15 protein-coding genes are annotated in these 12,505 nt (G+C 38.0%); 7 read left to right on the forward strand and 8 right to left on the reverse strand.

Annotated elements, in window-relative coordinates; all coding sequences use genetic code 11:
• The first annotated feature begins 8 nt into the window (after positions 1-8).
• Together ABIB30_RS00400 and ABIB30_RS00405 are read left to right on the forward strand one after the other, a co-directional pair.
• Positions 9-875: a sigma-70 family RNA polymerase sigma factor gene (locus tag ABIB30_RS00400; RefSeq protein ID WP_354298765.1), complete on the forward strand. Its 867-nt coding sequence runs from the start codon at positions 9-11 to the stop codon at positions 873-875.
• A 19-nt stretch (positions 876-894) separates the two neighbouring features.
• Positions 895-1,287 (forward strand): hypothetical protein, encoded by a 393-nt coding sequence (locus ABIB30_RS00405; RefSeq protein ID WP_354298766.1) that lies wholly within the window; start codon positions 895-897, stop codon positions 1,285-1,287.
• A 41-nt stretch (positions 1,288-1,328) separates the two neighbouring features.
• Here ABIB30_RS00405 and ABIB30_RS00410 read toward each other — a convergent pair whose 3' ends face one another.
• Positions 1,329-1,649, reverse strand: a complete 321-nt coding sequence (locus ABIB30_RS00410) for a hypothetical protein (RefSeq protein ID WP_354298767.1) — start codon at positions 1,647-1,649, stop codon at positions 1,329-1,331.
• A gap of 394 nt (positions 1,650-2,043) precedes the next feature.
• On the opposite strand from ABIB30_RS00410, the gene ABIB30_RS00415 reads away from it, so the two are divergent.
• On the forward strand, positions 2,044-2,592 hold the full coding sequence (locus ABIB30_RS00415) for a mechanosensitive ion channel family protein (protein WP_354298768.1): 549 nt from the start codon (positions 2,044-2,046) through the stop codon (positions 2,590-2,592).
• A gap of 8 nt (positions 2,593-2,600) precedes the next feature.
• On the opposite strand, the gene ABIB30_RS00420 is transcribed toward ABIB30_RS00415, so the two are convergent.
• The 5 genes from ABIB30_RS00420 to ribD form a co-directional block, all read right to left on the reverse strand.
• On the reverse strand, positions 2,601-3,830 hold the full coding sequence (locus tag ABIB30_RS00420; RefSeq protein WP_354298769.1) for a multidrug effflux MFS transporter: 1,230 nt from the start codon (positions 3,828-3,830) through the stop codon (positions 2,601-2,603).
• A gap of 77 nt (positions 3,831-3,907) precedes the next feature.
• The gene (locus ABIB30_RS00425; protein ID WP_354298770.1) at positions 3,908-4,783 is read right to left on the reverse strand and encodes a nucleoside phosphorylase; all 876 of its coding nucleotides are present in this window, start codon (positions 4,781-4,783) and stop codon (positions 3,908-3,910) included.
• A gap of 34 nt (positions 4,784-4,817) precedes the next feature.
• Positions 4,818-5,432: an IMPACT family protein gene (locus tag ABIB30_RS00430; RefSeq protein WP_354298771.1), complete on the reverse strand. Its 615-nt coding sequence runs from the start codon at positions 5,430-5,432 to the stop codon at positions 4,818-4,820.
• Entirely contained in the window at positions 5,422-6,285 is an 864-nt protein-coding gene (locus tag ABIB30_RS00435; RefSeq protein ID WP_354298772.1) for an EamA family transporter, read from the reverse strand. Before ABIB30_RS00435 ends, ABIB30_RS00430 begins: the two co-directional genes overlap by 11 nt.
• On the reverse strand, positions 6,282-7,337 hold the full coding sequence (gene ribD, locus ABIB30_RS00440; RefSeq protein WP_354298773.1) for a bifunctional diaminohydroxyphosphoribosylaminopyrimidine deaminase/5-amino-6-(5-phosphoribosylamino)uracil reductase RibD: 1,056 nt from the start codon (positions 7,335-7,337) through the stop codon (positions 6,282-6,284). Before ribD ends, ABIB30_RS00435 begins: the two co-directional genes overlap by 4 nt.
• Before the next feature lie 83 nt (positions 7,338-7,420).
• On the opposite strand from ribD, the gene prmC reads away from it, so the two are divergent.
• Positions 7,421-8,263, forward strand: coding sequence for a peptide chain release factor N(5)-glutamine methyltransferase (gene prmC, locus ABIB30_RS00445; protein WP_354298774.1), 843 nt, complete (start codon positions 7,421-7,423; stop codon positions 8,261-8,263).
• 23 nt (positions 8,264-8,286) lie between these two features.
• Here prmC and xerD read toward each other — a convergent pair whose 3' ends face one another.
• Positions 8,287-9,186, reverse strand: coding sequence for a site-specific tyrosine recombinase XerD (gene xerD, locus ABIB30_RS00450; RefSeq protein WP_354298775.1), 900 nt, complete (start codon positions 9,184-9,186; stop codon positions 8,287-8,289).
• 42 nt (positions 9,187-9,228) lie between these two features.
• On the opposite strand from xerD, the gene aroQ reads away from it, so the two are divergent.
• Positions 9,229-9,648 (forward strand): type II 3-dehydroquinate dehydratase, encoded by a 420-nt coding sequence (gene aroQ / locus ABIB30_RS00455; protein ID WP_068407275.1) that lies wholly within the window; start codon positions 9,229-9,231, stop codon positions 9,646-9,648.
• Here the strand turns inward: aroQ and ABIB30_RS00460 are convergent.
• Positions 9,623-10,648 carry a glycosyltransferase family 2 protein gene (locus ABIB30_RS00460; protein ID WP_354298776.1) on the reverse strand — a complete coding sequence of 342 codons (1,026 nt, stop codon included), beginning with the start codon at positions 10,646-10,648 and terminating at the stop codon, positions 9,623-9,625. The two genes, aroQ and ABIB30_RS00460, sit on opposite strands and share 26 nt — an antisense overlap.
• Positions 10,649-10,754: 106 nt before the next feature.
• On the opposite strand from ABIB30_RS00460, the gene ABIB30_RS00465 reads away from it, so the two are divergent.
• Positions 10,755-11,366 (forward strand): WbqC family protein, encoded by a 612-nt coding sequence (locus ABIB30_RS00465; protein ID WP_354298777.1) that lies wholly within the window; start codon positions 10,755-10,757, stop codon positions 11,364-11,366.
• A gap of 3 nt (positions 11,367-11,369) precedes the next feature.
• A complete protein-coding gene (gene corA / locus ABIB30_RS00470; RefSeq protein ID WP_354298778.1) occupies positions 11,370-12,494 on the forward strand; it encodes a magnesium/cobalt transporter CorA in 1,125 nt (374 codons plus the stop codon).
• Positions 12,495-12,505: the final 11 nt, after the last annotated feature.

Genomic DNA, 12,505 nt, shown 5'->3' on the forward strand with positions numbered 1-12,505 from the left:
CTAAATGTATGCGAGAACTAAAGATTGATTATGCCATCACCGGCAGAGACATGGAATCCATTAATATATATCTTCTGGAAGTAGGGCGGATACCATTGCTAACCATTGATGAGGAAGTACAGCTCACGATAAGAGTCAGGCACGGAGATCAGGCCGCGCTGGATCGTTTGGTAAAAACCAATCTGAGGTTTGTAATTTCAGTAGCGAAACAATATCAGCACCGCGGGCTGAGTCTGGGAGATTTAATTAATGAAGGGAACCTGGGCTTGATTAAAGCTGCTTCACGCTTCGACAATACCAAAGGGTTCAGGTTTATTTCCTTTGCTGTATGGTGGATCAGACAAGCGATAATGCTGGCTATTTCTCAACAAACGCGTGTTATTCGCTTACCACTGAATATGATCAATTCCATCACTAAAATAAATGGTACTATATCTTGTTTGGAACAGCGCCTGGAACGTCTGCCTACCGCAGACGAAATTGCAGGAGAGATGGACATTAAGACGCTGCAGGTAGCAGGTTATTTAAGCAAAGTACGCAGATGTATGTCTCTGGATGAAATCTTGAAACCCGATTTTAGCAATACATTATTAGAAGTAACACCAGCTCATCAGCCTTATCCTGATCATTTGCTCATTGTTGATTCCGACAGGATAGAAGCCAGTCAGCTTTTAAAGATTTTAACCCGCAGAGAAGAAAAGGTGCTGAGTTTGTTTTTTGGTTTAGAAGGAGAGCATCCTTTGTCACTCGATGATATTGCATTGATTTTTAAATTAAGCAGGGAGCGGATCAGACAGTTAAAAGACGGTGGAATAAAAAAACTGAGGTTAAAGCTCCACAAAGGAAAGGCTTACCATAGAACCAGAAATTCATAAATCAGAAGAAAAATAATTTATGCCATATTTATACCTAGCAGAAAGCTACAATGAACTTGATTTGTTAACCAAATTAGTTTATAAAATAGAAAACATTGAGAGGCCTCTGAAAGAGCTGAATGATGAACATTATCTTTCAGCTGAATTAAAGCGGATCAAATTTTCGGCTACCAGGGACATTCTGATTTTTGGAAGCCATGCTGACAAATATTTAAACTTCCATTTGTGCCAGGTTTATGGCATACATATCCGGATAATAGATATATTAAAGTATTTAGGTGATAGAATGTATCTGAGTGAAAGAGAAGCGTATATATATAAACACTGCAAGATAATTCATTTAGAGATGGGCAGCCTGGCTGTATTTTATGAGAGGCTGGGCAAGATGATTGTTGGAACCGAAAACAGGTAAATCAGTTCATGACGAACTGATTTACCTGTATATCTTATTTCCTAAACAAATGCCGGAACCGGTGAGTTTGGATCATTTCCCTGTATTTGATTTCTTCGTATTTGCGAAGGGTCAGTTGGTTTTGCAGGATAGGTATCTTTAATGCCCTTTACAGCTTCGTACATCAGGAAACCTCCCAAAAAGGTTTCTTGTAAACCTATTACCGGATGCTTATAAAAACACCTGATACCCCTTTGAAAAATATAAGCGCCGGCTATAATTGATATCAGCCTTTTGGCCGTACCCAGATTTTCTGCATTATTAGTTGTCAAAATCTTCTTAGCGGCTAAAATGGTTAAGTTATGAGTGATTTTGTTTAACATGTCTTGTCTATTGTTTCTATATGAATTCAACATCTGTGCCACCTTTTTGTTTTGTAATCCTGGAAAATCTTAAACTTTTCAATTGAGATAACGTTATTATTTGAGCAATTAAGGATTTAAAGACTCAATTATGAAATTAGCTGCACAGAACAATAGTGACTTACTTTATGATAAAGCGATTACCTGGCTGGTAGAAAAAGGGCCTAACATTCTAATAGGCATAGCAGTCCTTTAAGTTGGATTATGGCTCATCAATATTTTCTCCGGATGGATTAAAAAAAGGTTTTATAACAAGGATGTTGATCCTTCTTTAAAGCCTTTTTTCATTAGTCTTTCGGTTACAGCACTTCGCGTATTACTTGTTTTTACAGTCATGCAATTTATTGGGATACAAATGACAGTATTTGCGGCGTTAATCGGTGCTTTGGGTGTTGCAGCAGGTCTTGCGCTGTCTGGAACATTACAGAATTTTGCAAGTGGAGTGCTTATTTTAATGCTTAAGCCGTTCAGAGTTGGAGATAATATTATTGCACAGGGACAAGAGGGGACTGTGACCAATATTGCGATTTTTTATACAACAGTTACCACCTTTGATAACAGGTCGGTGGTTATACCTAATGGAAAACTATCGAATGAAGTTATTATCAATATTAGCACTAAAGGAAGCCGGAGGCTCGACATTGAAATTAAGTTTAGTTATGGTATCGATTATGACCAGCTGGCTAAACTGGCCATACAAACTATTAACGACTCATCAGATCTGCTCAAAGAACCAACACACCGAATAGGGATCTCACTGCTGGAAGAAACAGGATATAAAGTAATGATCAGTGTCTGGTTAAAATCTCATGGTTTTAACGATGCCAAACTCCTGTTCCAGGAGAAACTGATGGATGCATTCAAAAAAGGGGGCATCCCGCTTCCAGGTGTTGCCCCCAAATAATTGGATTATTAATGAAAAGATATCATCGCACTATCTTTGTCCAGTTCTACTTTGTGCTTAATGTTTTTTCTCCCAAAATAGAGAATAGCCAAAGCAAGAATAGATGTTGATGCCATAATCGATACCATAGGTACAGAGGAATGTGCATCAAACAGACTTACCGCAACAGAAGCTAATGTACCCAGTCCCATTTGAATGGCTCCCATCAGAGCCGATGCACTACCTGCATTTTTAGTAAAAGGTGCTAAAGTCAGTGCAGAAGCATTTGGGCTGGCGAAGCCAAGGCAACTTAAGAATATAAATAGTAAAATGATGGTTTCTGTCAAACCAAACCAGCCATTGATACTTCCAATGAGGAATACGACGCCGGTAATTGCCTGGCAGGTTAATGCGCCAAATATAAGCTGTTCACTACTGTATTTTCTAAGCATTAGTGTATTGACCTGACTGGCACCGATTAAACCGATGGATAAGAAAGCGAAGATCCAACCATAAGTTTTCTCACTTACAGCAAAAATCTTCATAAATAACAAGGGGGAACCTGATATATAAGCAAAGAGTCCGCCGAATGCCACTGCTCCTGTAAAAGCGTAAGTATAGAACTGCGGCTCTTTTAAAACAGCAATGAAACCCATTATAATAGGTTTGGGCTTTAAAGAAATAGTGGTGTCAGGTTTATAAGTACCAGGAAGTCCGGCAACACTAGCAATCAGATTTAGCAGACCAAGCAACATTAAAACTAAAAACACAGCGTGCCAGCCATAAGTAGAAGTCACGTATCCACCAACCGTTGGCGCAATCATTGGTGAAACACCTACAACCAACCATAATAACGCGAACACTTTGGCATTTTCATGAACAGGGAACAGGTCTCTGACCATTGCAATTGAAGCTACTGCAGCTGCACAACTGCCTAAAGCCTGTATACAGCGGAGTACGATCAGTGCATCGATACTTTTAGTGTAAGCACAACCCAAAGATGCAAGTATATAAATGACAAGCCCAATAAACAACGGTTTTTTTCTGCCAAAGCGATCTAACAATGGCCCATAAAGTAACTGTCCAAGGGAAATTCCTATAAAGAAACCAGATAATGACAAAGAAACACGCGCAATAGAAGTATTTAAATCTTTAGCAATTGCAGGAAAGCCCGGCAAATACATGTCGATTGAAAATGGGCCCAATGCAGTAAGTGAGCCTAATAAGAGAATAAGGAAGAAATGCTTTTTTTTTGTCATCGAAGATTTTTGCGAAGAGAGTTCGCGATTGTTATGATTCAGCACCCATCTGATTGAACGGGTGCTGAATTTTGTAATTAATTAGAAGCTGTAATTCTTTCTAAGACAAGCTTAATTGCCTTATCTACAACTGAATTCGGGTCTTTACTAAACTGATAATTTACTCTGCTTGCTAAAATGGCATTAACCGAAAGTGCTCTATGTCCAAGAACTTTCGCTAAAGCGTAAATACCGGCAGTCTCCATTTCAAGATTGGTAATCCTATAGTTTTCATAACTGAAGGTATTCAACTTCTGAATGAAATTTGGTACAGCATTCTGAGCTCTTACCTGGCGTCCCTGAGGAGCATAAAAACCAGGTGCCGTTACTGTAATTCCTTGTTCCATTCCTTTTCCTATAGTGTTCAATAATACCGGATCTGCAGAAGTAAGGTAAGGATTAACCGCATGTAAATCTTTAAAATGAGTTTTCACATGATCAAAAAGCCCTTTTTCCTCATCAGGTACTCCATGAACATAATAATGCATTAAAGCATCCAAACCAAGTCCGAAAGTAGAGGCCAGGATAGTTCCCATTGGCAGATCAGGTTGAACAGCGCCCGAAGTTCCTACTCTGATAATAGCTAATGAAGTTAACTTTTCCTTAACCTCACGAGTTTCGAAATTTACATTCACCAATGCATCCAGCTCATTTAAAACAATATCAATGTTATCAGTACCGATTCCTGTAGAAATCACTGTAATGCGTTTCGTACCTATATAACCGGTGTGCGTTAAAAATTCTCTTTTTCCTTTTTTAAGCTCAATGCGGTCAAAATGTTTTGTTATTTCTGAAATCCTGTCAGGGTCGCCTACAGTGATCACTGTATCTGCAACATCTTCAGGGAGTATATTTAAATGGTAGATGCTTCCATCCGGATTGATGACTAAGTCTGCTTCTGATAATTTTTGCATGGTAATTGGATTAATGATATTCTAAATTAAGGTTTTAAACAGTGCCAAGGTATTTTATTTCAACACCTGACTGTTTTTCGACTCTTTGTAAAACTTTATTTAATTGGGATTTTCTAACTTCAAATTTAATAGTACACTCATTATCAAACTGTTGATCAAGTACCGTCAGCTGTTCTTCCTTTACCATACGCATCACATCGTTCATGACCAGGTAATCAAACTTAAGCTGATAAATATCATTAACAGTTTTATCAACAATCACTGCTACATTAACTGCTTCAACAGCAGCAGATTTATAAGCGTTAATTAAACCAGGAACGCCTAGCAGGGTACCCCCAAAATAACGTACTACAACAACCAGTATATTAGTCAGGCCAGCTGATAATAAAGCATTTAAAATAGGTCTGCCAGCTGTACCAGAAGGCTCGCCGTCATCATTTACACGGTAAACACTTTTATCAGTTGTAAGGCGGTAAGCATAGCAAAAATGATTGGCCTTTGTATGTTCAGCTCTTAATTTTACCAGGTGCGCTTTAACCTCATTTTCTGAAATCAGCGGGTAGGCAAAAGCAATAAATTTACTCCCTTTATCTTTAAAGGTTCCTTCTGCAGGATGATCTATCGTCTTATAAGTATCATCAAACAGCATATTTTTGCGATAATGTAATTAGTAAAATGGCTACAAGAGCCATGGCTATACCGATATAATTCAACTTGCTTACTTTCTCTTTGAACAAGACTATGCCAATTATGCTTCCTAAAATGATCACTCCCATATTCATAGCGGCAAATACAGTAGAAGGATTTGATGCCATTGCCCGGTGTGCTTTCATATAAAACAGAATATTTCCGAAATTGAAGCAACCCAGTACGATACCACAAAAGAAATTGATTAATTCGACTTTCTTCTTTCTGACGATAACAACATATCCCAAAATCAGTGCTGCAATTATAAAGGAGATACAAAAGATGATCATTAATGTACTCGTATAAGGAATAGATTTATCTAATGCCAGTTTTTTAAACATCACATCAATGAGTCCAAACCCTATAAAAACTAAAATAGGATAGATATAGGAGCTCGTTTCTGCTTTAACAGTTGACTTACGGGATAATGTAAGTACTATAGCTACAAAGCCTACTATAAGTCCTGCCACCTTTAATCCACCAAAGTTTTCTCCGAAAAGGTATAAGGAGGCCAGGATAGGAATGAATAAAGATAAACGCTGTGCGATATCTGATTTTACAATTCCTATGTTTCTGACCGAAGCGCCAAGGATAAGGAATAAGACAGGTAACAATACACCGATTGCAATAGCAAGGCTTGTAGGGACTGTCACCAACTGAGCTAACTCTGGTCTGAAGAAAATATAACTAAGAATTATGGCTGCCAGATAATTCCACATTACCGCTTGCAGCACATGAATATTGTAGCGTTTTGCCAGCTTGAGCAAGACTGCTACGGTTACGCTGCAGCTGATGCTGAGTAATATGTATATCATTTATTAGTGTAGTTTTTATATATAGTTAACTGATCTTTATCTATTTGTGTAACTGACATAATGTTGCCATTTATCTGCGGAGAATGTATTCCAGTATCCCAGCTCGAAGTAGAATTAAAGACTCTGGCCTCATCCCACAATCCAGAAGAGATAAACTGGTTCAGGATATTTGCGCCACCTTCAATGATAATAGATTGTATATCCATCAAATATAACTGATAGGCGATCTTTTGAGGCAGATAATACTGCATGTCTTCCATTTCAATAAAATGAATATTACCTTCTACAGTAGTTTTTTGCTCATTAAATATAATGGTTTTAGCATCCTGATTATATAACTTACTGTCTGCTGGTATTTCGAGTTTACGGTCAATGGCGATCCTGACAGGGTTTTTTCCCGGCCATTCTCTTGCACTAAGAGCAGGATTATCTGCTATAGCAGTTTGTTTACCGACCAGGATAGCATCTTCCTCAGTTCTCCATTTATGAACCAGTTTTTTTGAAAGCGGACCACTGATCCACTGTTGTACGGAATTCTTAGGTGCAAAATATCCATTCGCTGTTCTGGCCCATTTTAAAATGATGTAGGGACGTTGTTGCGTAATTCTTGTGAAAAAACGACGGTTAACTTCAAAACACTCTTCTTCAAGTACCCCTGAAACTACTTCTATACCCGCATTTTTTAACTTTTCAATTCCTTTACCATCTACATCAGGGAAAGGATCACGGTTACCAATCACTACTTTTTTAAGCTGATGACGAATCAGTAAGTCAGCACATGGAGGAGTTTTTCCAAAATGCGCACAAGGTTCAAGACTTACATAAGCAACTGCATTTTTTAATAACTCAGCCGCCTGTTCGCCGTACCGGTCTGTTACAGAACGGATAGCATTTACTTCAGCATGAGCCTGACCATATTTCTGGTGATAACCTTCACCTATAATCTTTCCTCCGCTGACAATTACACAACCTACTAATGGATTTGGGCTTACCTGACCGTTACCCATTTCTGCTAACTCCAGACAGCGTTTCATGTACAATTCATCGCTCATAAGGACAAAAATAGCTTCAATTTATGAGCTATTGAAATATTTTGACCACAGAGATGCAACATTTATTAATACTTTTGCATTTAATGAATGTTAAGCAATTAGAACAATCCTTTATCAAAGAACTATCCGCATTATATGATGGAGAAGAAGCAAAGCAATTGTTTTGTCTGGCCGCCGGGCAGGTATCTGAATGGAATCGCGCTCAATTGTTGATCCATGCTACGGAATTATTAGATCCTGAACAGTCTTTAGCTTACAACTCTATTTTGGTGGAATTGAAAAAAGGAAGGCCCGTGCAGCATATTCTTGCAGAGGCCTGGTTTTACGGGCTTAAATTTAAAGTCACTGAAGCTGTTCTGATTCCAAGACCAGAAACTGAAGAGCTCATCGCATGGATCCTGGATACTGTAAAAACCCAACCTGTTTCCAGCATCCTGGATATTGGTACTGGAAGCGGATGTATCGCAATCACTTTGAAAAAGAATCTCGAACAAACAGAAGTTAGTGCACTCGATGTTTCAGCTGATGCATTAAAAGTAGCCAGAGAGAATGCAACACTAAATACTACTGCTATCAATTTCATTCATTCAGATATTCTGACCTATAACAGTCCGTCGAAATATGACCTGATTGTAAGTAATCCACCGTACATCACTGAAAACGAAAAGGAAGAAATGCATCAGAACGTCTTAGCTTATGAACCACATCTGGCTTTATTTGTGACCAATGAAAATCCTTTACTATTCTATAAAAGTATTGCAGACTTCGCGCTGATGAATCTGCAGCCAAAAGGAAAACTATTCTTTGAGATCAACGAGTATCTAGGTAAGGAAACAGTAGAGATGCTTTTGTCTAAAGGATTCACTGATATAATCTTAAAGCAAGATATGCAAGGCAAAGACAGGATGATTTCCTGTAATTTATAAGATGATTTCTTGCAATTTATAAGCTACGTTCTGGGGTGAAACTGTGTGATCACACCTTTTAAATAATCTTTATCCAGATGGGTGTAAACCTCTGTGGTAGTAATGTTTGAATGCCCTAACATTTCTTGTACAGCCCTCAAATCTGCACCGCCTTCAATTAAATGGGTTGCAAAAGAATGTCTGAATGTATGCGGACTGATACTCTTTTCTAAGCCTATTGCATTTGCCAGTGCTTTAATCATAGTAAATACAGAGATCCGTGATAACCTTGAACCCATTCTATTCAGGAAAATATAATCCTCATTTCCTTTTTTAATGGCTAAATGTACTCTAACCTGGCTTAGATAAATATCAATGTATTTTAATGCGGTGCCTCCGATAGGGACAATTCTTTCCTTATTTCCTTTACCAATTACCTTAATGTATTCTTGCGTAGGATGCAGATCTGAAATACGAAGGGTAATTAACTCTGTTACCCTTAATCCGCAACCGTAAAGCACTTCTAAAATTGCTTTGTTTCTCATCCCTTCGGGTTTAGAAGCATCTACAGCTTCAATCAAAGCATTAATTTCTATCACATTCAATAGATCAGGAAGTTTTCTGCTTAGTTTGGGAGAATCAAGCTGCTGAGAAGGATCGATCTCAATTAACCCTTCCAACATCAGATAATTGAAAAAAGACTTTAGCCCGGAGATGACCCTGGCCTGTGTATTTGCCAGCATTCCCAACTCACTCAACCATTTAATAAAGTTATGTAATGTACTGTCAGATATGTTCTTAACAGAGAATTCCTCGCCAATAACTTCATAATACTGAAATAATTTGGCAACATCATTCAGGTAAGCGTCAACAGAGTTTTCAGCAAGTCCGCGTTCCAGCTTTAAGTAGGCCTTGAATGAATTATGGTAAGGATAATTAATCACTCGGATTTTTATTTATTAGTTTTTAAGTCTAAGTTTGAAAGGATGAAGATACAGATTATTAACGGACCTAATTTAAATCTGCTGGGCATACGTGAACCAGGAGTATACGGAAACAAAAGTTTCGAGGGATACTTTACAGAATTAAAAGACAAATACAAAAATATAGAACTTGACTATTTCCAGAGCAACGTAGAAGGGGAGCTGATCAACAAATTGCATGAAGTTGGCTTTTCATACGACGGTATCATTTTGAACGGCGGAGGATATACTCATACTTCAGTAGCTATTGCAGACGCAATTTCAGGGATTAATACACCAGTTGTCGAAGTGCATGTTTCTAATATCTATGCCAGAGAAGAATTCCGTCACGTTTCCCTGACTGGGAAAAACTGCAAAGGCGTATTAACTGGCTTCGGATTAGACGGCTATCGTCTGGCTATCGAAAGTCTTTTAGCTGGCTAAATTTTCTGATTCCTTTTATAAAATAACTCCAGACCACACTGGAATGATAGACACCGGTGTGTTTGGAGTAGGTTAATTGCTTCTTAGTCCTTTTAGCGCCTGTCTTTCTGAGGTTAGTTAAGAACTGAAAATGTGCTTTATTCACAGCAAATGCAAATTTAGTTTCCCCCTTAACCAGGAACTGCATCCAGGCAACAAAGTCAATAGTCATTCTGAGTGTTATACTCCACACTGCTTCCATAGCAGGCAGATTTTTCTGCATAACCATCAGGTTATTTCTAAAGTTCAAAAATACCTTATATGGACTGTTTGCAGCTAAAGTACCACCACCAACATGGTAAACTTCAGCATCAGGACAATAGACAATCTGATAGCCAAGGTTCTTTAAACGCCAGCAAAGATCAATCTCTTCCATATGCGCAAAAAGATCAGGGTCTAAACCTCCTGTTTCTTCCCATTGTGCTCTTTTGATGAAAAATGCAGCACCACTTGCCCAAAAAATTTCTTTAGCATCATTGTATTGCCCTAAATCATCCTCAACCTGATCAAAAATTCTTCCTCTGCAAAAAGGGAAGGCGTTAATGTCAAGGAAACCACCTGCAGCACCAGCATATTCAAATTGTGTTTTATTCTTCTGCCACTTAATTTTAGGCTGAGCAGCCGCAATACGGGAATCAGCTTCCATGGCTTTGATGACCGGTTCAATCCAGTTTTCAGGAACCTCTACATCAGAATTCAGTAAAACGTAATAATCAGCGTTTACCTGCTTAAGAATCCGGTTATAACCCTCTGCAAATCCATAATTACGTTCATTTACAATTACCTGGATATCAGGGAAATTAGCCCTTACAAAATCAACAGATCCATCTGTCGATGCGTTATCACCTACAACTAACTGAAGATTCGAATACCTGGTTTTAATTACTCCGGGTAAAAAATCAGATAATAATTGTTTTCCATTCCAATTGAGGATCACAACAGCTACACTCGGCTCTGACATTAGCTTAATTTCTCGTTTACGTTCATAAAAAAATGGAGATCAAATAGGAAAAAAGCCTTTTTTATCATTATTTTGCCTGATTGAAAATGCAAACATAAATTAACCAATGCACAATCCAGCTATATTTCCTCTTTTTTATCTTCCTCCTGTAAGTTATTTCTCTGCTTTAAACGCTCATAATTACGAATTCATTTTAGAAAAGGAAGAACATTTTCCTAAACAAACTTACCGCAACAGGACCAGGATTTATTCGCCAAATGGGGCTTTAGACCTGTTTTTGCCAGTAATTAAAGGTTCAAAATACCATACAAAGGTAAAAGATGTAAAAATAAGTTATGATTTTAAATGGCAGCGTCTGCACTGGTTAAGCCTGGAAAGCTGTTACCGTAATTCGGCCTATTTTGAGTATTATGAAGATGAACTTGCCGTTTTTTATCATAAGAAATTCGAGTTCCTGTTTGACTATAATCTGGAAATATTGCAATGGATCTTCAAACAACTTAAAAAACCTGCTGAATTTAATTTCACCACAGAATATGTTAAAGAAATAGCTCCTGAAAACGATTATAGGCTCAAGCTTCATTTCAAAGAGCCTGAATTGATTATTCCTGCAAAACCTTATTTTCAGGTATTCGGGGATAGAATGGGATTTATGCCAAACATGAGCATCGTTGATTTGTTATTCAATCAGGGTCCTCAGACCAAAAACTATCTCTAAGGTATGGGTATTGATAAAAAAGGTAAATCACGTAAAAAGAAACAACGCTTAAAAATACCTCTGGCGGGTTCCAGTCCAGGGGTAGTATATATAGATGAAAACTCATTAAAACCAGTAATCACACTCCATAAGATCAGTGAGTCTGCTTACGAAACCAAAGAGCTTCCTAATATCAATCATATTGCCCAGCTGCTGGCAGATAAGAATTTCACTTTTTGGATTGAAATAAAAGGATTTGGATCTCCGGAGTTGTTTGAGACCTTATACAGTGAACTTCATGTGAACCGGTTGATTCTTGAAGATATTACAAGATCTTATCAAAGACCAAAAATTGAAGAATACGATAACTATGTGTTTGCAGTCAGCAGAATGTTGTTGCTTGATGAAGACAAAAACCTGGAAAACGAACAATTATCCTTTATCCTGACCGATAACGCGCTGATTACCCTGCAAGAAAACTACTCTGACTGTTTTAGTCCGGTTATTCAAAGACTAAAAGCAGGCAAAGGAAATATACGGATTGCGGGCAGCAGTTATATCATGTATGCCCTCATGGATATTGTTGTAGATAAATATTTTGAAATCCTTGGTTTCTGGAGTGAAGAGCTTGATACAATAGAAGACCGCCTGTTTGACAAACCCGATAAGAGTTTTATGTTCGATGTTCAGCTGATCAAAAGAAACCTGATTAATATCCGCCGGGTCGCATGGCCAGAAAGAGATAAGCTAAATGATATGCTCCGTAGTGATAGTCACCTGATCACTGATCAGACCAAGCTCTATATTCGTGATGCTTATGATCATTGTATACAGATTATTGATATAGTGGAATCCCTGAAGGAGATTTCAGCAAGTAATATTGATATGTATCTATCAATTATCAGTAACCGGATGAACGAAATCATGAAGGTGCTTACTATCATTTCTTCTATATTTATACCCCTTACTTTTATTGCCGGAGTTTATGGAATGAACTTTGCCAAAGAAGATCCTGTGACCCATAAATTCATGCCTTACAATATGCCAGAGCTCTATGCTTCGCATGGATATTTATATACCATGTTGATTATGGTTGTTATTGCAGTCCTCCAAGTCATCTATTTTTGGCGAAAAGGGTGGTTTAAGTAAATGTCAGCGGT

The sequence above is a fragment of the Pedobacter sp. UYP1 genome, from assembly GCF_040547305.1.
Classification (GTDB): domain Bacteria; phylum Bacteroidota; class Bacteroidia; order Sphingobacteriales; family Sphingobacteriaceae; genus Pedobacter.